Here is an 18,413-nt window from a genome sequence, read left to right as displayed (position 1 = left end):
CGGAGTACCGATGACTGACTCGACCATCATCTATACGCACACCGACGAGGCTCCGGCCCTGGCGACCTACTCGTTCCTGCCGGTTGTCCAGGCATACGCCTCGACGGCGGGTGTGCGCGTGGAGACCCGCGACATCTCCCTGGCCGGGCGGATCATCGCGAGCTTCCCGGAGCGTCTCGCCGAGGGGCAGCGCATCGAGGACGCCCTCGCCGAGCTGGGTGAGCTCGCCAAGACCCCGGGCGCCAACATCATCAAGCTGCCGAACATCTCGGCCTCCATCCCGCAGCTCAAGGCGGCCATCGCCGAGCTGCAGGCGCAGGGCTACGCGCTGCCGGACTACCCGGACGACCCGCAGACCGACGAGGACAAGGACGTCCGCGCCCGCTACGACAAGGTCAAGGGCAGCGCCGTCAACCCCGTCCTGCGCGAGGGCAACTCGGACCGCCGTGCCCCCGCCTCGGTGAAGAACTACGCCAAGACCCACCCGCACCGCATGGGCGCCTGGTCGGCCGACTCCAAGACCAACGTCGCCACCATGGGTGAGAACGACTTCCGCTCCACCGAGAAGTCCGCCGTGGTCGCCGCCGACGGTGCGCTGCGCATCGAGCTGGTCGCCGAGGACGGCACCACCACCGTGCTGCGCGAGAAGGTGCCGGTGCTGGCCGGCGAGGTCGTCGACGCCTCGGTGATGCGCGTCGCCGCGCTGCGCGAGTTCCTGGCCGCCCAGGTCGCCCGTGCCAAGGCCGAGGGCGTGCTGTTCTCGGTGCACCTCAAGGCCACCATGATGAAGGTCTCCGACCCGATCGTCTTCGGCCACGTGGTGCGCGCCTTCTTCCCGAAGACCTTCGCCAAGTACGGCGAGGCGCTGGTCGCCGCCGGTCTGGACCCGAACAACGGCCTCGGCGGCATCCTCAACGGCCTGGACGGCGTGCCGCACCTGGGCGAGGAGATCAAGGCCTCGTTCGAGGCCGAGCTCGCCGAGGGCCCGGCCCTGGCGATGGTCGACTCGGACAGGGGCATCACCAACCTGCACGTCCCGAGCGACGTCATCGTCGACGCCTCGATGCCGGCCATGATCCGCACCTCCGGCCACATGTGGGGCCCGGACGGCCAGGAGGCCGACACCCTCGCCGTGCTGCCGGACAGCAGCTACTCCGGCGTGTACCAGGCCGTCATCGACGACTGCCGTGCCCACGGCGCCCTGGACCCGGCCACCATCGGCTCGGTCCCGAACGTCGGCCTGATGGCCCAGAAGGCCGAGGAGTACGGCAGCCACGACAAGACCTTCGAGATCGCCGCGGCCGGCACCGTCCGCCTGGTCGACACCGAGGGCAACGTGGTGCTGGAGCAGGCCGTCCAGCCGGGCGACATCTTCCGCGCCTGCCAGACCAAGGACCTGCCGATCCAGGACTGGGTCAAGCTGGCCGTCACCCGCGCCCGCGCCACCGGCGTCCCGGCCGTGTTCTGGCTGGACGAGAACCGCGCCCACGACGCCGTCCTGATCGAGAAGGTCAAGAAGTACCTGCCGGAGCACGACACCACCGGCCTGCAGATCGAGATCAAGTCGCCGGTCGAGGCCACCGCGTTCTCGCTGGAGCGCATCCGCCGCGGCGAGGACACCATCTCGGTGACCGGCAACGTGCTGCGCGACTACCTGACCGACCTGTTCCCGATCCTGGAGCTGGGCACCAGCGCCAAGATGCTGTCGGTCGTCCCGCTGATGGCGGGCGGCGGCCTGTTCGAGACCGGCGCCGGCGGCTCCGCCCCGAAGCACGTCCAGCAGCTGGTCAAGGAGAACTACCTGCGCTGGGACAGCCTGGGCGAGTTCTTCGCGCTGGCCGCCAGCTTCGAGCACCTGGCCACCAGCACCGGCAACGCCCGCGCCCAGGTGCTGGCCGACACCCTGGACCGCGCCACCGGTTCCTTCCTCAACGAGGACAAGTCGCCGAGCCGCCGCCTCGGTGGCATCGACAACCGCGGCAGCCACTTCTACCTGGCCCTGTACTGGGCCCAGGAGCTGGCCAAGCAGACCGCCGACGCCGCGCTGGCCCAGGCGTTCGAGGGCCTGGCCAGGACCCTCGGCGAGCAGGAGAAGGCCATCGTCGACGAGCTGATCGCCGTCCAGGGCTCGCCGGTCGACCTCGGTGGCTACTACCAGCCCGACCCGGCCAAGGCCGCGGCCGTGATGCGCCCGTCGAAGACCTTCAACGAGGCGCTCGCCAACCTCGCCTGATATCAGGGGAGTTGACGCACCGGGAGGCTCCCGGGTCCGTACTGGACCCGGGGGCCTCCCCGCGTTTTCGGGGCGTGTCCCGAGGATCCGGCCGGGCCCGGCCGGAAGAAGATCGAAGTGCTCCGTCAGGGAGCCGTCAAGGACCCTGGGCGGGGTCTCTGAGCGGCCCTAACATCCGAAGAACCGTTTCTCCGCTGCGGATCCGCAGGCGGACGTCACCACGCCGAATGATCGGGGCACTTCAGCATGCGCGTTTCCTCCCGCCGGACGACCAGGGTCACCCAACGGGCCGTCGCCGGCACCCTGCTGACGGCTCTGGCCGCGACCGGCCTGATGGCCGTGCCGCAGCAGGCCTCGGCGGCGACCGACTGCCCGGGCATAGAACCGGGAGTCGGCGGGCCGGCCAACATCGGCAACGGCAACTGCTACAGCGCGCTGATCAACTCCATCGGCACCATGATCGGGGCCTTCCGCAGCGCGGCCCGCACCGCGCAGGCCGACAACGCGGCGTTCACCCAGGGGATGGCCAGCCAACTGAGCGCTGCGGCACCGGGGTTCAACGTCATGGTGTTCAAGTACGACGGCACCGACCTCTACGACACCATCTGGTTCCGCAACGTCTACGAGGCGGACATGCACGGGGTGCTGATCGATCAGACCGTGAAGCTGGAGCACCACGACTCGGAGGGTGGCCCGGCCGGCTACGACGACTTCCGGATCTGGGTCTTCGCGGGCGACTCGACCTTCACCAACAAGGGCGACGGCGGCTTCGGGAACTGGGCCTTCGTCGGCAACGACTCCGACCGGACCGTGAGCACCACCCGGTCCTGCGTGCTGATCCGCTGCACCGACAGCAAGCGGATCATCCACTTCCCGGCCCGCGAGATCCCGGCCGACATCGCGGGGACCCCCGGCACCCCGGGTGTCCCCGTGACCCCCGGTACCCCCGGTACGGTGCCGGGCGTCAGCACGGGCGGCACCCCCGCCCCGGGCGTCCCCGCCAAGCCCGGTACGGTGCCGGGCGTCAGCACGGGCGGCACCCCCGCCACCCCCGGCGTCCCCGCGCACCAGGGTGGCGATGGTGGCGGCGGTGACACCGTGACCGGCCTGCTGTACCCGAAGGTGAAGACCGGCCGGGGCCCGGTGGCCACCGGGGCCGCGTCGGGCCCCTCGATCCTCGCCGGCAGCAGCGGCCCCAAGAACACCGGCTGGCGGTTCGCCGCGGTGGGCAACGGCCGCTACAAGATCACCAGTGCGGTGTCCGGCCTCGCGCTGACCGAGAACACCAAGGGCTACGTCGCCGACGCCAAGCCGTGGACCGGCGCCGACGAGCAGAAGTGGCAGCTCGTCGGCCAGGGCGACGGCCAGTACCAGATCCGGATCACCGACCAGGACTGCCTGACCTACGACGAGGACGCCAAGGCCCTGGGCGTCTGGACCTGCAACAACGGCTGGAACCAGCAGTGGAGTCTCCAGTAGGAGCCGGCGTGTCCGGGGCCTGGACCTAGCCCAGGAGGGCCCCGGTCCCGGTCAGCAGCAGGAGGGCGGCGCCGTTGGCGCGCGGGTAGGCCAGCGCCGTCCCGACCGCCTCCCGGAGCAGCGCGTACGGGCCGTGCGCGAGCAGTCCGTCCGCGCCGACCACCCGGGCGGGGGCGCCGGCCCGGTGGGCGGCGAGGGCGGCGCGTACGGTGTGGAAACCGCTGGTGACGACCGTGCACCGGTAGCCGGTCCGTTCGGCGGCCATCAGGGCCGCGCTGAACCGCAGGTTCTCGACCGTGTTCACGGCCCGCTCCTCGCGGCGGATCCGGTCGGCCGGGACGCCCCGGGCGGCCAGGTAGCGGGCCATCGCGGCGGCCTCGGTGCACTCCTCGTGCGGGCCCTTCCCGCCGGTGACCAGCAGCAGCGGGGTGTGGCCCGCGGCCTCCTCGGCGGTGAGACGTTCCAGTGCGGCGTCCAGCCGGGCCGCCAGCGATGGTCCGGGCTCGCAGCCGTCCAGCGCGGCGCCGAGGACGACCAGGTAGTCGGCCCCGGCGGGGACGGGTCGGCGTCGCTGCCGCAGTGCGCAGCCGAGGAAGCCGAGCAGCCAGAGCAGGACGTACCCGCAGAGCAGGGCGGCGACGATCAGCAGAGCGTGCATACCATCCGAACGTCTACAGCGGAACCCCCGTTCCGGACCGGAACGGGGGTTCCGCAGCGGGCGGCGGCGGGCTCAGCCCGCGTCGGCCGCCGGGGTCACGGGGGCGGCCGGGGTGGCGGCGGGGGCCGCCGCGCGCGGACCGCGCTTGTGCAGCGAGGCCAGGTAGGCGTTGTACGCCTCCAGCTCGGCGTCGCCGCTGCGCTCCTCGGCGCGGTCGCTGCGGCGGGCCTGCCGCTGTTCGGAGCGCATCCACTGGTACACCAGCGCGATCAGCACGATCGCGGTCGGGATCTCACCGAAGGCCCAGGTGATGCCGCCGGCCAGTTTCTGGTCCTCCAGGAGGTCGGTGCCCGGTGGTGCGCCCTCCACCGTGAAGGTGGTGACCAGCGGGTGGGCGGCCATCATCACCGCCACGCCGAAGAAGGCGTGGAACGGCATCCCCATGAACAGCTCGATGATCCGCATCACGTGGCCGGGGCGGTGCGGGCCCGGGTCCACGCCCATGATCGGCCAGAAGAAGGCCAGGCCGGTGAGGAGGAAGTGCACCATCATGAAGATGTGCCCGGCGCGGTACTGCATCAGGAAGTCGAACAGCGGGGTGAAGTAGACCCCGTACAGGCTCGCGATGAACAGCGGGATGGTGAACGCCGGGTGCGAGACCACCCGGACGTACCGGCTGTGCAGCAGCGCCACCAGCAGCTCGCGCGGCCCGCGCGGGCGGCCCTTGCCGGCCGGCCGCAGCGCGCGCAGCGCCAGCGTGATCGGGGCGCCCAGCAGCATCAGGATCGGCGTCAGCATGGAGAGCACCATGTGCTGGATCATGTGCGCGCTGAACAGCACCATGCCGTAGTCGTTCAGCCCGGTGCAGGTGACCAGGATCATGGAGCCGACACCGGCCGCCCAGCCGACCATCCGGCCGATCGGCCAGCGGTCGCCGCGCCGGTGGAGCCGGACCACGCCCGCCGCGTAGAGCGCCAGGGCGACCAGACCGCCCAGCAGGAACACCCAGTCGGGGGACCAGGTCCAGACGTTGGAGAGGGTGAACGGGCCTAGCTGGGTCATCCCGCCGTGGTGGTGCATGCCTGACATTCCGTCGCCCATCGGGGGGCCCTGCTTTCCGTCCTCGTGGCCCCTGGGGAGGGTCCGGTTCGCCCGTTTTGCTTGGCATACAGCCTAGGCGGGCCTTACCTCGGGCCGTGCCCCGCCCCCTCCGTACGGGTGGCCGCCGGGTGGGCGACGGCTGGATAGACTGGTCGGCCGGTCGACGGGGAGGGACGGTGCCATGGCGGCGGGACAGGAACACCAGGGGCGGACCACGGTCGCCCTGACCGGGGCGACCGGCTTCATCGGCTCCGCCGTGCTGGCCGCCCTCACCGCCCGCGGCGCGCGGGTGCGCGCGCTGGCCCGCGCGGTGCCGGCGGAGCGCGGCGCCACCACCTGGGTGCCGGGCGACCTCGCCGACGAGGCGGCGCTGGCCGCGCTCTGCGAGGGCGCCGAGGTGCTGCTCCACCTGGCCTCCCGGGTCTCCGGCGGCGCCGAGGAGTGCGAGGCGGTGAACGTGCTCGGGACCGAGGCGGTGACGGCCGCCGCGACCCGGGCCGGGGTGCGCCGGATCGTCCACCTGTCGACGACGGCGGTCTACGGCGAGGGGCCGCACGCGGGCATAGGGGTCGACGAGATACCGGCCGCCCCGGTCTCCGAGGCCAGCCGGACCCGACTGCTCGGGGAACGCGTCGCGCTGGCGGCCGGCGCCGTCGTGCTGCGGCCCGGCCTGGTGACCGGGACGGGCGACCGCTGGGTGGTGCCCGCGCTGGCCGATCTGGTCCGCCGGGTGCCGGTGCCCTGGGCGGGCGGGAACGCCCGGCTCTCCGTGGTGGACCGTGCCGACCTGGCCCGGCTGATCACCGCCCTCGCCCTGGACGAGCACGTCGTCCCGCCCGGCGTCCACCATGCGAGCCACCCCGAGCCGGTCCGGGCCGGCGACCTGCTCGGCGCGCTGGCCGGGCTCGGCCTGCTGCCCGCCCTGGACGGTCCGGACACGCCCTGGGAGGAGTGCCGCCGGCTGCTCGCCGCCACTCCCGGCCGGGTCTCCGAGCGCCAGTTCGCCCTGATCGCCCGCGACCACTGGTACCGCAGCGACGACGTCTGGCGCCGCGCCGCCTGCCCGCCCGGCCCCGGACCCCTCGCCGGGCTGCCCGCCGCCGCGCCCTGGTACCGCCGGGCGCTCGGGCTCGCCGTCGGCTCGTAGCCGGCCCGTGTTCGCCGGGGCGAACCCGGTGCGGCTCCGTCCGGAGCCGCACCGGCCCGGGGAGGGCTACCGGCCGGCCAGGGCGGCCAGGGCGCCCGGGTAGAGGTACTCCTTCGCGGGGACCGTCGTCCCGTGGACCCAGGCGTCGAAGAAGCCCTTGAGGTCCTTGCCCGACACCTGCGCCGCCAGCGCCTCGAACTGCGGGAACGAGGCGTTTCCGTAGGCGTGGTCGGCGGTCCAGCGGCGCAGGGTGGCGAAGAACGCGTCGTCGCCGACGGTGCGCCGCAGGGCGTGCAGCATCAGGGAGCCCTTGAAGTACAGGGCGGGGTCGAGTTCCCTGCCCTTCCCCGGGTCGTACAGCTTCGTGGACCAGTACGAGGGGTTGTCCTTGTTGTCGGCGACCGTGTGGGCGTAGAAGCCGGTGTCCAGGTCGGCGCCCTTGTGCTCGTCCCACAACTGGTTGGCGTACTGGGCGAAGCACTCGGCGATGCAGCCGTCACGCCAGTCGGTGAACGAGACGCTGTTGCCGAACCACTGGTGGGTGCTCTCGTGGACCACCCCCTCGTCGGAGATCATCTCCTTGTACGTCGGCCGGCTCTGTGTCTCCAGGGCCCCCGCGCCGCGGCTGGGCGTCGTGGCCGGACCGACCACGATCGAGCCCGCAGAGGAGAACGGGTACGGGCCGAACTTCGAGGCCAGGAAGGCCAGGATCTCCGGTTGCGCGGCATCCAGGGCCGCGTCGATCTCAACGCCCGGACTGTACGCCGAGATGACCGGCTTGCCGTCGGGCAGCTGCGCCCGGCGGACGGTGAACCGGTCGATGGCGACCGTGCTGAGGTACGTCGCCATCGGGCGGTCCTCGTGCCAGCGGAAGGTCGTGGTGCCGTTGTCGGTGGTGGTCGGCCCCGGCAGGCCGTTGCCGATCGCGGTCCAGCCGTCGGGGACGGTCGCGGTGAGGGCGAAGGTGGCCTTGTCGGACGGGTGGTCGTTGGACGGGTACCACGAGGTCGCGGAGTGCGGTTCGCCCGCCGCGTTCGCGCCGCCGTCCGTCAGGGTGTGCCAGCCCTCGGGGTCGGGCGTGCCGGCGTACGTCACCCGGACGGCGAACGTGGCTCCCCGGGCGACCCGTTGGGCCGGGACGACGACCAGCTTGTGCTCGCCGGAGCGCGAGAACGCCTTCGCCGGCGCGCCGTTCACGGTGACCGAGGCGACCGTGAAGCCCTTCAGGTCCAGGCTGAAGCGCTCCAGCGCCCGGGTGGCCCGGGCGGTGACGGTGGTGTCGCCGTCCAGGTGGTCGGTGCGCGCCGGGTCGTAGGCGATCCGGACGTCGTAATGCCCCACGTCGTAGCCGGAGTTGCCGTCGTCGGGGAAGTACGGGTCCCCGATGCCGGTCGCGGCCGAGGCGGGCAGGGCCGTCAGGGCGACGCCGAGGGCGGTCGCGGTCGCCAGCGCGGCGGCGGTCCGGCGGCGGGTCGTCGGTATGCTGCGCATCTGTGCCTCCTGGGGTGTCGGGTGGTCAGGGCCGGGTGGCGGCGGGGGTGGTGGCGGCGAGCTGCCACACCACGCCGATCAGGGCGTTGGTGCTGACGGCCTCCGTGGCCGGGTCGACGTTGGCGAGGTTGTCGCAGGCCTCGTGGATGCAGTCCGAGATGCCGGTGCTGAAGCCGGAGGAGGGGATGCCGGCCTTGCCGAACGACTCGTTGTCCGAGCCGCCCACGCCGACGTCGAAGGTGGCGTGGCCGTGTGCGGCGAACCATCCCTCGAAGGCCTGCCCGGCCGCGCTGTCGGCCTGCTGTCCGTCCTTCACCACGAACCACTGCTGGGTGTTCTTGCTGCCCGCCTGGTCGAGGTTGAGGTAGAGGTCGATCGCCTTGCGGTCGTCGGCGGACAGGCCCTTGACGTAGTCGGCGGAACCGACCAGCCCGACCTCCTCGGCCCCCCACCAGGCGAACCGCAGGTGCCGCGCGGGCTTGAGCCGGGCCTCGGCCACCTGGAGGGCGGTGGCCAGGACCGCCGCCGAGCCGGAGCCGTTGTCGTTGATCCCCGGGCCCTGCTTGACGCTGTCCAGGTGGGCGCCGGTGAGCAGCACGTGGTTCGGGTCGCCGCCCGGCCAGTCGGCGATCAGGTTGTAGCCGGCCTCGCCGCCGTGGTCGAAGCGGCGCAGCTCGGTGTGGAAGCCGGCCCGGTCCAGCGCGTGCCGCACGTACGCCACCGACTCCGCGTACCCCCGGGTGCCGTGCGCGCGGTTGCCGCCGTTGCGGTCGGCGATCCGCTGCAGGGCGCGCAGGTGCGGCATCACGTCCTGCTCCGAGACGGTCGGGGCGGCGGGGGCCCGCACGCCCTCGACGGACGCGGCCGAGGCGGTGGTGGCGGCGACGGTGGTGGCGGCGACGGTGGTGGCGGCGACGGGGACCGTGGACAGGACCAGGGCCGCCCCGAGGGCGCGGGCGGCGAGGGGCAGCAGGCGGGAGGACGACTTCACGCGGGGACCTTTCGGAGCGGGGCCGGGGGGTTCGCCCCCCGGCGGATCCCGCCACACTGGCCGGTCGGTGTCAGGAAGTTGTCAGGAAGCGGTCGGGAAGCGGTCGGAGCATGATCTGGAAGTGGTGGTGAAGTGGCATGGTTCGTACCGGGTTGGTGCGGACCCCGACCGCCGGCCCGGCCCGACGGCCAGGTCGAGAGCCGTTCGCGGGCGCTCTACGATCATCCGTATGTGCGCACATGTCGTGGTCGCCGAGGACGATCCCAAGCAGGCCGACCTCATCCGCCTGTACCTGGAACGTGAAGGGCACCACGTGGTCGTCGTCCACGACGGCCGGGCCGCGCTGGAGGAAGCCCGCCGCGGCCCGGCACAACTCCTGGTCCTGGACGTGATGATGCCCGTCCTGGACGGCCTCGACGTCTGCCGCGTCCTGCGCGCCGAGTCCGCCCTGCCGGTGCTGATGCTGACCGCCCGCTCCGCCGAGGAGGACCTGCTGCTCGGCCTCGACCTCGGCGCCGACGACTACCTCACCAAGCCCTACAGCCCCAGGGAACTCGTCGCCCGGGTCCGCGCCCTGGTGCGCCGCGGCTCCCCGACGGCCCCTCCCCGGGACGCCGCCGCGCCGGCGACCGCACTGAGCGTCGGGCCCCTCACCGTCGACCCCCTGCGCCACGAGGTCACCGCCCACGGACGGCCCGTCAGCTGCACCCCCGCCGAGTTCCGGCTGCTGGAGGTGCTGGCCGCCCAGCCGGGCCGGGTCTTCACCCGCGCCCAGCTGCTGGAACACCTGCACGGCATCGACCGGTACATCACCACCCGTACCGTCGACACCCACGTGATGAACCTGCGCCGCAAGATCGAACCGCACCCGCGCCGCCCCGTCAGCCTCCTGACGGTGTACGGCATCGGCTACAAGCTCGCGGAGGAACCGCGCCTTGCGTCGTGACACCCCGCTGCGCCGCAGCCTGACGGTCCGACTGCTCGCGCTCTCCGCGCTGGTCTCCCTCTGCTCCATCGCCGCGACGGCCTGGCTGGCCGCCCGCACCACCACCGGCGCGATCAAGCAGGAGCAGACCCAGGTCCTCGCGGACCAGACCCGGATCTACCACGAACTGCTCGGCTACGCCGCGACCCACCCCGACTGGAACGGCGCGCAGGAGACCGTGCGGCGGCTCGCGGCCGCCACCGGGCAGCGCATCGTGCTGGCCACCCCGCGCTTCGAACCGGTCATCGACTCCGCGGCGGGCCCCGCCCCCGCTGCGTCCGCCGGGTCGGGCACGGCTGCCACCCAGGGCCAGGCCGTCGAGCGGGTGGCCCTGCCCCGTACGCCCACCACCATCGTCGACCCGCTCTCCGTCGACCTCGCCATGCTGCCCGGCGCGCCGAGCGACCGGATCGACGCCCGCGCGGTGGGCCCGTTCCGGCTGACCCCGGCCGAGCGCGCGGCGCTGGAGGACGGCCTGGTGAAGCAGGCGGACTGTCTGCGCACGGCGCTCGGCATCGAGGTGACCGTCACCGACGACCCCGCCGGGCGGCCGCACCTGCGCACCGCCGACGACCGTGCCCTCGGCGTGCGGTGTGTGGCCCCCGTGGTGGTGAACGCTCCCACCCGTACCGAGACGGCCGCCCTCGCCGACCTCACCGGCCTCGTCAACGCCTGCCTGGCACGCCAGCAGATCCGTCCCGTCACCCTGACCCTGGGGCCGGACGGGACCCCGTCCGGCGACCCGCACCAGGACCAGGTGACCTCCGCCTGCCTCACCAACGCCCGCCGGCAGCAGCTCGTCCAGTACGTGGCGCCGCCCGTGCTGCTGTTCGTCGGCGCCCCGGTCGGCGCCGGGGGCGCGGCCCCCGTGCTGACCTCCGCCCACCCCGGGCGGGTCACCGAGGTGGCCGCCCTGGTGCTGGTGGTGACCGTGGCGATCACGGTGACGGTCGGACTACGGCTCTCCAGGCCGCTGCACGCGCTCACCCACGCGGCCCGGCGGATGGCCGACGGGGACCTCTCGGCCCGGGTGACCGTGACCGGCCGCAACGAGATCGCCGGACTCGCCGCCGCCTTCAACGCCATGGCCGAACGGCGCGGGCAACTGGAGGACCTGCGCAAGGCGATGGTCGGCGACATCGCGCACGAGCTGCGCACCCCGCTGAGCAACATCCGCGGCTGGCTGGAGGCCGTCGAGGACGGGGTCGCCACCGCTGACCGGGCCCTGACGGGCTCCCTGCTCGAAGAGGCCCTGCTGCTCCAGCACCTCATCGACGACCTGCGGGACCTCGCCGCCGCCGACGCGGGCGAACTGGCCCTGTACCGCGAACCCGTCGACGTCGAGGACCTGTTGGCGCAGGTCGCCACCGCGCACGGAGCGCAGGCACAGGCGTCCGGCGTGGCCCTGGCCGTCGAGCCGGTCGGCGCCGCAGCCGGCGTGGACGTCTTCGCGGACCCGGTGCGCCTGCGTCAGGCGGTGGGCAACCTGGTCGCCAACGCCGTCCGGCACACCCCGGCGGGCGGCGCGGTCACCCTGCGGGCCCGCGCCCGGGCCGGCGCCCTGCTCATCGAGGTCGCCGACACCGGTACCGGCATCGCCGCGGCGGACCTGCCGCTGGTGTTCGAGCGCTTCTGGCGGGCCGAGAAGTCCCGCAACCGCCAGACCGGCGGCAGCGGTCTCGGCCTCGCCATCGTCCGCAAGCTCGCCGAACTCCACGGCGGCGGCGTCCACGTGGCGAGCACCCCGGGCGCGGGGTCGGTGTTCACCATGCGGCTGCCGTCGGGCTCCCGCGGCCCGGAGGACCGTACCTGTACCGGCATCGTGCGGGACTCCCGATCGCCCTGACCCGCGCATCGGGTTCCCCGCCCGGCGCCGCGTACGCGTCCTGGCGGAGGACTGACCCGGGCCGGCGCTCTGCCCCGGCCCGCGCCCGCACCGACGCCCGTGCCCCGTCGCCGCTCGGCGACGGGGCACGGGCGTGGTCGGGGCAGACCGGGTCAGCGCGGGCCGGGGTCGCTGGTGCCGGGGCGGCCGTTCTCCAGGTGGCCGGCCCAGCGGCGGCGGAACGCCGGTCCGTCCACGGCGGCGACGGTGATGTCGTACCAGCGGCTGTGGGCGTCCACGTCGAAGGTGAACTGCGCCGAGTCGCCGGGGCGAATGCGGTGGCCCGGCGCGGACGGGCCCTTCGCGTAGGCGTCGGCGGCGGTCACCGTGCGGGTCGCCTCCCCGTTGTTGCGGACCTGGACCTTCACCCTGGTGCCGTGCGGGGTGAACCGCGCGACCAACTCGGCGCGCATCTCACCCTCGAACTCCTGCAGCGAACCGTTCGGGCCGTGGGCGGCGAGGTGGTAGCCGCCGGCGTCCGTCAGCGGCCAGAAGTCGCTGAAGTTGTCGTAGGCCGAGATGGTGTAGCGGCGGGGGGCCGCCTTGGGGGCGGTCCGGTCGTAGACGTAGAGCCACGCACCCGCGTCGCCCCAGTTGTCCAGCTCCAGCCGGAACTGCCCCGGGGTGTCCGTCTCGTCCTCGTTGACCCGCAGGTCGTAGGGGAGGGCGCGGGCCGGCCGGGTGCCCCGCTCCTGGGTGGGCATCTGCTGGGGCAGCGGCACCTGGTAGGGCTTGCCCTGCGAGGCGATCGGCGCGGGCACCGGGATCGAGACCGGCTTCGGGTCGGCGCCGGAGAAGTCGAGGGCCGAGGTGAGGTCGCCGCAGACCGAACGGCGCCAGGCGCTGATGTTGGGCTCCGCGATGCCGAACCTGGCCTCCAGGAAGCGCAGGACCGAGGTGTGGTCGAAGGTCTCCGAGCAGACCCAACCACCGCGCGACCACGGGGAGATGACCAGCAGCGGCACGCGCGGGCCCAGGCCGATCGGCTGCAGGCCGCCCGGATCGGCGCCGGGGACCAGCGGGCTCATCTCGCCCGGGTACTTGCCGAGGTCGAGCAGCTCGTCGCCGAGGCTCGCCTCCAGGCTGCGGGAGACCATGCCCTGGCCGCCCGGGCCGCTGACGACCGGCGGCATCGGCGGGACGACGTGGTCGAACAGGCCGTCGTTCTCGTCGTAGTCGATGAGGAAGACGGTCTTTCCCCAGACCTCGGGGTTGGAGGTGAGCGCGTCCAGCACGAGGTTGATGTAGTAGGCGCCGTCGGTGGGCGTGGCGGACGGGTGCTCGCTGTACTTGTACGGCGGGACGATCCAGGAGACCTGCGGCAGCCGGCCCTGCTGGACGTCGGCGCGGAACTCCTTGAGCGTGTGGTCGGTGGCGCCCTTGTCCACCAGCGGGCCCGACGCGCCCTCGGCGACCTGGAACCGCTCGAAGAACATCAGGGAGTTGTCGGTGTAGTTGTCCGTGGGGGTGCCCGGCTCGCCGGAGCCGCCCTGGTACAGCTTCCAGCTGACGCCGGCCGCCTCCAGGCGCTCCGGGTACGTGGTCCAGGTGTAGCCGTTGGTGTTGTTGCGCTCCCACAGGCCCGGCCCGTTCGGCTTGCGGCCGTACGCGTTGCGCGGGTCGCCGGTACCGGTCCACAGGTAGATGCGGTTGGGGGCGGTGTCGGCGTGCACCGAGCAGAAGTACGCGTCGCAGACGGTGAAGGCGTCGGCCAGGGCGAAGTGGTACTGCAGGTCCTGGCGCTTGAGGTGGCCCATCGTCATGACGTCCTGCTTCTGGTTCACCCACTGGTCGTGGCGCCCCTCGTTCCAGGCGAGGTGGCCGCTGCTCCACCCGTGGTCGGTGCCGGCCTGGTACTCGGTGGTGTTCCCGGGGTCGATGTACCAGGGCAGCACCTCCTGCTCGGAGGCGGGCAGGCCGCGGTCGTGGTAGCGGCCGGTCTTCACCCCGGCGGCGGGCTGGCGCCAGTTCGGCTTCCCGTTCGGCAGCAGCGTGGGGCGTGGGTCGTCGAACCCGCGCACGCCACGCAGGGTGCCGAAGTAGTGGTCGAAGGAACGGTTCTCCTGCATCAGGATGACGACGTGCTCGACGTCCTCGATCGACCGGGTCCTGCTGATCGCGGGCATTGCCAGGGCCTTGCTGACCACGGGCGGGAACGCCGCCAGGCCGGCGGCGGCGGCGGATGCGCCGCCCAGCTGGAGGAATCGGCGTCGGTCGATGGAGGCCACGTGATGTCCTTTCCTGTCTCGGGTGCACAGGTGTACGGGTGCCAAGAAGGTTCGAACATAGGCGCAACGACCGGGCCGTACACGGTGCTCCGGCGAACGCCGCATGAGCGTTCGACCAATTCCTGTTCAGCCAACTTCGCCGGATCCCGGCGGGCGGCCGCGCGTCGGGCCCTGCGGCGCGGGCCGTGGGGCGCGGGGCGCGGGCCGTTGGGGGAGGCCGCCTTCCCCCCGTGGGCTGGCAGCGGTCAGGAAATCCGGCGGGGCACAGGAGGCGCAGGTGGATCGGGGTGGGCCTGGGTATCAGGGACGGAGGAGAAACCGATCACCGTCTGGAGTCCGTTGTGCGTATCAGCGTCTGTATCCTGCCCGACCGTCCGTTCCAGGAGGCGGTGTCGATGTGGCGGCGGGTGGAGGAGTTGGGGTTCGACACCGCCTGGAGCTATGACCACATCACCTGGGCGGGTCTGCCGGACGGCGCCTGGTACGGGGCCGTTCCCACCTTGGCCGCGGCTGCCGTGGTGACCTCGCGGCTCAGGCTCGGGACGTTGGTGTCCTCGCCGAACTACCGGCATCCGGTGCCGCTCGCACAGGACGTGCTCACGCTGGACACCATCAGCGAGGGCCGGTTCGTCCTCGGCTTCGGCGCCGGCTCGATCGACAACGACGCCACCGTGGTCGGCCAGGGCGAGGACGGGAAGGGCTGGTCGGTGCGGGAACGCGGCGGCCGGTTCCGCGAGTCGGTGGAGTTGTTGGACCTGCTGCTGACCGCCGGTCCCGAGGGCCGGCCGCGAACGACCTTCCGCGGCCGGTACTACGACGCGATCGACGCCCGGATGGAGCCGGGCTGCGTGCAGCGGCCCAGGGTGCCGTTCGTGCTGGCGGCGAGCGGCCCGGTCGGGATGCGGACCGTGGCGCGGTACGGCGCGTCGTGGGTGGCCACCGACGACGCGGACGGGCCGAGGGACGTCGAGCGGACCGAGGCGTCGACCTGGCGCATCCTCGCGCGCCGGATGGCGGAACTCGACACGGCGTGCGAGCAGGAGGGCCGCGACCCGAAGTCGCTGCGCCGGACGCTGCTGACCGGGTTCTCGCCGCTGCCGACGATGCAGTCGGCGCAGTCCTTCGAGGACGTCGCGGGGCGCTGTGCGGAGCTGGGCTTCACCGACATCGTGGTCCACTACCCGCGCGAGTCGGGGCACTTCGCCACTCCCGCGCACGTCCTCGAGCAGATCGCGCCGGCGAACCGCGCTCGCGCCTGACCTGGCCGCGGTCATCGGCCCTGGTGGCGCTCGTCCTTGCGGGCGAGCGCCACCAGCTGGACCCGCGACCGCACCCCGAACTTGCGGTAGATCCGGGTGAGCATCGCCTCGACGGTCTTGACGCTGACGTACAGGGCGGCCGCGATGTCCCGGTTGCCGTACCCCTCGGCGACCAGCTCGGCGATCCGCTTCTCCGCGTCCGTCAGTCCGGCCAGCCAGGACGGCGTCCCGGCCTGCTCCGGCCGGCCCGGCCCCCACAACGGCGCCCCCGCCTGGTGGAACACCTCCTCGGCCCGCGCGTGCAACTCCCGGGCGCGGGCCGGGCGTCTGCGTCGGTGTTCGACGGCCGAATGCGTCAGCAGCACCCGGCCGCACTCCAGGGGGTATCCCAACTCCGCGAACGCGTCGAGGGACCGGACCAGCAGTTCCTCGGCCGAGCCGAAGTCGCCGGTCGCGGTGCGGCACAGCGCCTCGGCGCGGTCGAGCGAGGCCAGTACGCCCCGCCGTCCCAGCTCCTCGGCCCGGTGCCGGGCCGCCGAGACCGTCCGCGCCGCCGCGTCGAGATCCCCGGCCGAGACCAGGGCCTCGGCGAGATCGGCGTCGAAGCGGATCGCCGCCGGATCCCCGATGGCCAGGTCCCGCGCCAGTTCACGGACCCGGAGCAGGTCCGCCAGGGCGCCGGCGGTGTCCCGCAGGAGCAGCCGCGTCATGCCGGTCAGTTGCAGGCACTGGGCGACGAAGACCATGTCCGCCTCCTCCTCCGACGCCGACAGGCCGAGCCGTGCGTACGCGAGCGCCTGTTCCAGGGTCCCGCCGGCGAGTTCGGCGGTCGCCGCGGCGTACCAGGGCGGACCGGGGGCCGCGCCCAGCTCGCGGCCCAGGTCCAGCAGCCGGCCGGCCTCCTCGCGCGCGGTGTGACCCTCCCCGCTGTGCGCGTGGATCTGCACGGCGATGCCCACCAGCCGACTCAGGTCGGCGGGGCCACCGTCGCGTCCGAGCGTCCGGGTGAGCTCGTCGAGCAGCAGGCCGGCCTCGCCGAGTCGGTCGTCCAGCAGGGCGAAGCGGACGAGGACCCACCGCGGGTCGTCGTCGATCCGACTGCCCCCGGCCGACCAGTCCGGTCCGGCCGAGGCGAACACGCCGCCCGACCCGTTCGCCCGGCCGGACCCGCCGGCCCCACCCAGCCCGATCTCCCCGCCCGACTCCAGCACGAGACGCAACGCCCCGGCGTCGCCGGTCAGGCCCCGGCCCTGCTGGATGCGGGCGGCCAGGGTCACGGCGGCCGCGTGTCCGGCCCGGTCGCCGGCCCGCTCCGCCCACGTCACGGCGTGCCGGGCGTGGGCGAGTGCCTCGATGGGGTAGCCCCGGTTCACGTGCGTGCTCCAGGCCAGCCGCCGATGCGCCGCCGAGACCAGCATCGGCTCGCCGGCGGCGGTGGCGTCGGCCAGGGCCTGGGCGGCGACGTCCGCCAGCAGCGCGGCGCCCCGCCCGGCCGCGTCGACGACGGCGATCCGGGCCCGGGCCGACGCCGCGGGCCCGGCCTGGGTCCGCTCCAGCCGGTCCAGGGCCGTCCAGGCGAGGTCGAGGCGCCCGGCGGCCGCGGCGTCCCGGGCGGCCTCGACCAGCAGGTCGGACCGGGTGCCGTCGGCGCGGTCGACCGCCAGCAGGCCGAACTCGGCGGCCCGGGCGCGGTCGCCGCGCTCGCGCGCGGCCGCGGCGGCGTCGGCCAGCCCGGGGACCAGGCGCGGGGCGCTGGAGGCGGGGGCCAGCGCGGAGGCCTCGTGCCAGGTCCGGTCGTCGGCTCCGGCCGAGACCTCCGCCAGGGCGCGGTGGGCACGGCCCACGGCCTCGCCGCCGGCCTCGGCGATGACGCCCTCCCGCACGACCGGCGCCGGGAAGAGCACCGCCCCGTCGGCCACCCGGATCAGCCCGGCCGCCTCGGCGGCCGCCAGCGCCGCGTCGGCGGTCACACCGGCGGCGCGGCGGATCGCGTCGAGGGACGGATCCGCCGCGAGCGCCGCCAACAGCAGGACCCGGCGCACCGGTTCGGCGAGATCGGCCAGCCAGGCGTGCGTCGCCTTGCGCGCGTGCGGGGCCAGCGGCCGGACGTCCAGCGCGGTCGCGGACGTCCCGGCGCGGGCCAGTCCGCAGGCGATGTCCGAGACCAGACGCGGATTGCCGCCCGTCGCGGCGTGGATCCGGCCGGCGGTCCGCAGCGGGAGCCCGTAGGAGCGCACGATGGCCGCCGACTCCTGCGGGCTGAGCGGGGGGATCCCGATCTCGACCGCGCCGCCGCCCAGGACGTCGTGCGGCGACGGGCCGTCGGGGCGCAGCGCCGCGAGCAGCGACACGCTGCCGCGGCTGCGTCGTGCGGCGAAGCCGAACACGTCCAGGCTGCCCGGCCCCCACCAGTGCACGTCGTCGGCGACCAGCAGCGGCCGGGCCCGGCGCCCCCACGCCTGCAGGCAGGACAGGACCGTGACCCGGAAGGTCGAGGCATCGGGCTCGGGCCCGGCGACGCGGCGCAGCACCCAATCCATCGCCGAGCGCTGGAGATCGGACAGTTGGCCGGACACCTCGGCCGGGCAGACGGCGAACAGGTCCACCAGGGGCGCGTAGGCGATGTGCGCGTCGGCGGGGGCCGAGCTGAGCCGGACCACCGGTTCCCCGGCCGCCTGCCACTGGGTGCTCACGGCGTCCAGGACCTCGGACTTGCCGAACCCGGTCGGCCCGACCACCGCCACCGCGCCGCCCTGCCGCAGCTGTCCGCAGACCTGCTCCACCAGCGGGCTGCGCCTGCTCATCGCAGCGTCGCCATCCAGGTTTCGACCTGGTCGGGTGTGCGGGGGAGGGTGGTGGAGAGGTTTTCGTTGCCGTTGTCGGTGACGAGGATGTCGTCTTCGATGCGGATGCCGATGCCGCGGTATTCCTCGGGGACGGTGAGGTCGTCGCTCTG

The 18,413-nt window shown here is 73.6% G+C and carries 12 protein-coding genes and 1 pseudogene; 6 read left to right on the top strand and 7 right to left on the bottom strand.

The features are described 5' to 3' along the window. Positions 1-10 precede the first annotated feature (10 nt). Both ACIO5E_RS33695 and ACIO5E_RS33690 read left to right on the top strand, forming a co-directional pair. The gene (locus ACIO5E_RS33695; protein ID WP_400675368.1) at positions 11-2,233 is read left to right on the top strand and encodes an NADP-dependent isocitrate dehydrogenase; all 2,223 of its coding nucleotides are present in this window, start codon (positions 11-13) and stop codon (positions 2,231-2,233) included. Positions 2,234-2,479: 246 nt separating this feature from the next. Further along, positions 2,480-3,712, top strand: a complete 1,233-nt coding sequence (locus tag ACIO5E_RS33690) for an RICIN domain-containing protein (RefSeq protein WP_400675366.1) — start codon at positions 2,480-2,482, stop codon at positions 3,710-3,712. A gap of 25 nt (positions 3,713-3,737) precedes the next feature. Here ACIO5E_RS33690 and ACIO5E_RS33685 read toward each other — a convergent pair whose 3' ends face one another. After that, positions 3,738-4,370 (bottom strand): YdcF family protein, encoded by a 633-nt coding sequence (locus ACIO5E_RS33685; protein ID WP_400675364.1) that lies wholly within the window; start codon positions 4,368-4,370, stop codon positions 3,738-3,740. Positions 4,371-4,442: 72 nt separating this feature from the next. Further along, the gene (locus ACIO5E_RS33680; RefSeq protein ID WP_400675362.1) at positions 4,443-5,450 is read right to left on the bottom strand and encodes a cytochrome c oxidase assembly protein; all 1,008 of its coding nucleotides are present in this window, start codon (positions 5,448-5,450) and stop codon (positions 4,443-4,445) included. A gap of 202 nt (positions 5,451-5,652) precedes the next feature. Here ACIO5E_RS33680 and ACIO5E_RS33675 point away from each other — a divergent pair, with 202 nt between their 5' ends. After that, positions 5,653-6,618: an NAD-dependent epimerase/dehydratase family protein gene (locus ACIO5E_RS33675; protein ID WP_400675360.1), complete on the top strand. Its 966-nt coding sequence runs from the start codon at positions 5,653-5,655 to the stop codon at positions 6,616-6,618. Between the two features lie 66 nt (positions 6,619-6,684). Here the strand turns inward: ACIO5E_RS33675 and ACIO5E_RS33670 are convergent, their stop codons facing one another. Both ACIO5E_RS33670 and ACIO5E_RS33665 read right to left on the bottom strand, forming a co-directional pair. Continuing rightward, positions 6,685-8,109, bottom strand: coding sequence for a M1 family metallopeptidase (locus ACIO5E_RS33670; RefSeq protein WP_400675358.1), 1,425 nt, complete (start codon positions 8,107-8,109; stop codon positions 6,685-6,687). A gap of 25 nt (positions 8,110-8,134) precedes the next feature. After that, positions 8,135-9,100 (bottom strand): M20/M25/M40 family metallo-hydrolase, encoded by a 966-nt coding sequence (locus tag ACIO5E_RS33665; RefSeq protein WP_400675356.1) that lies wholly within the window; start codon positions 9,098-9,100, stop codon positions 8,135-8,137. Between the two features lie 229 nt (positions 9,101-9,329). Between ACIO5E_RS33665 and ACIO5E_RS33660 the strand changes: the two genes are divergently transcribed. Continuing rightward, positions 9,330-10,046 (top strand): response regulator transcription factor, encoded by a 717-nt coding sequence (locus ACIO5E_RS33660; protein ID WP_400675353.1) that lies wholly within the window; start codon positions 9,330-9,332, stop codon positions 10,044-10,046. Continuing rightward, positions 10,036-11,931: a sensor histidine kinase gene (locus ACIO5E_RS33655; RefSeq protein WP_400675351.1), complete on the top strand. Its 1,896-nt coding sequence runs from the start codon at positions 10,036-10,038 to the stop codon at positions 11,929-11,931. Before ACIO5E_RS33660 ends, ACIO5E_RS33655 begins: the two co-directional genes overlap by 11 nt. A 152-nt stretch (positions 11,932-12,083) precedes the next feature. Here ACIO5E_RS33655 and ACIO5E_RS33650 read toward each other — a convergent pair whose 3' ends face one another. Further along, positions 12,084-14,198 (bottom strand): phosphocholine-specific phospholipase C, encoded by a 2,115-nt coding sequence (locus ACIO5E_RS33650; protein ID WP_400675349.1) that lies wholly within the window; start codon positions 14,196-14,198, stop codon positions 12,084-12,086. 341 nt (positions 14,199-14,539) lie between these two features. On the opposite strand from ACIO5E_RS33650, the gene ACIO5E_RS33645 reads away from it, so the two are divergent. Beyond that, a complete protein-coding gene (locus ACIO5E_RS33645; RefSeq protein ID WP_400675347.1) occupies positions 14,540-15,457 on the top strand; it encodes an LLM class flavin-dependent oxidoreductase in 918 nt (305 codons plus the stop codon). 11 nt (positions 15,458-15,468) lie between these two features. Here the strand turns inward: ACIO5E_RS33645 and ACIO5E_RS33640 are convergent, their stop codons facing one another. Both ACIO5E_RS33640 and ACIO5E_RS33635 read right to left on the bottom strand, forming a co-directional pair. Continuing rightward, positions 15,469-18,261 carry a LuxR C-terminal-related transcriptional regulator gene (locus ACIO5E_RS33640; protein ID WP_400675344.1) on the bottom strand — a complete coding sequence of 931 codons (2,793 nt, stop codon included), beginning with the start codon at positions 18,259-18,261 and terminating at the stop codon, positions 15,469-15,471. After that, positions 18,258-18,413, bottom strand: a pseudogene (locus ACIO5E_RS33635) (aminopeptidase P family protein); the annotation flags it as partial. The gene ACIO5E_RS33640 and the pseudogene ACIO5E_RS33635, both read right to left, overlap by 4 nt.

It is taken from the genome of Kitasatospora sp. NPDC087314 (assembly GCF_044744365.1).
In the GTDB taxonomy this organism is placed as follows: domain Bacteria; phylum Actinomycetota; class Actinomycetes; order Streptomycetales; family Streptomycetaceae; genus Kitasatospora.
This window is presented reverse-complemented; position numbering and strand designations above follow the sequence as displayed.

Excerpts from the sequence above, each read along its gene's own strand:
- ACIO5E_RS33675 (WP_400675360.1), top strand. The coding sequence starts at position 5,653 with ATGGCGGCGGGACAGGAACACCAGGGGCGGACCACGGTCGCCCTGACC.
- ACIO5E_RS33690 (WP_400675366.1), top strand. The coding sequence starts at position 2,480 with ATGCGCGTTTCCTCCCGCCGGACGACCAGGGTCACCCAACGGGCCGTC.
- ACIO5E_RS33640 (WP_400675344.1), bottom strand. The coding sequence starts at position 18,261 with ATGAGCAGGCGCAGCCCGCTGGTGGAGCAGGTCTGCGGACAGCTGCGG.
- ACIO5E_RS33670 (WP_400675358.1), bottom strand. The coding sequence starts at position 8,109 with ATGCGCAGCATACCGACGACCCGCCGCCGGACCGCCGCCGCGCTGGCG.
- ACIO5E_RS33685 (WP_400675364.1), bottom strand. The coding sequence starts at position 4,370 with ATGCACGCTCTGCTGATCGTCGCCGCCCTGCTCTGCGGGTACGTCCTG.
- ACIO5E_RS33695 (WP_400675368.1), top strand. The coding sequence starts at position 11 with ATGACTGACTCGACCATCATCTATACGCACACCGACGAGGCTCCGGCC.
- ACIO5E_RS33660 (WP_400675353.1), top strand. The coding sequence starts at position 9,330 with ATGTGCGCACATGTCGTGGTCGCCGAGGACGATCCCAAGCAGGCCGAC.
- ACIO5E_RS33680 (WP_400675362.1), bottom strand. The coding sequence starts at position 5,450 with ATGCACCACCACGGCGGGATGACCCAGCTAGGCCCGTTCACCCTCTCC.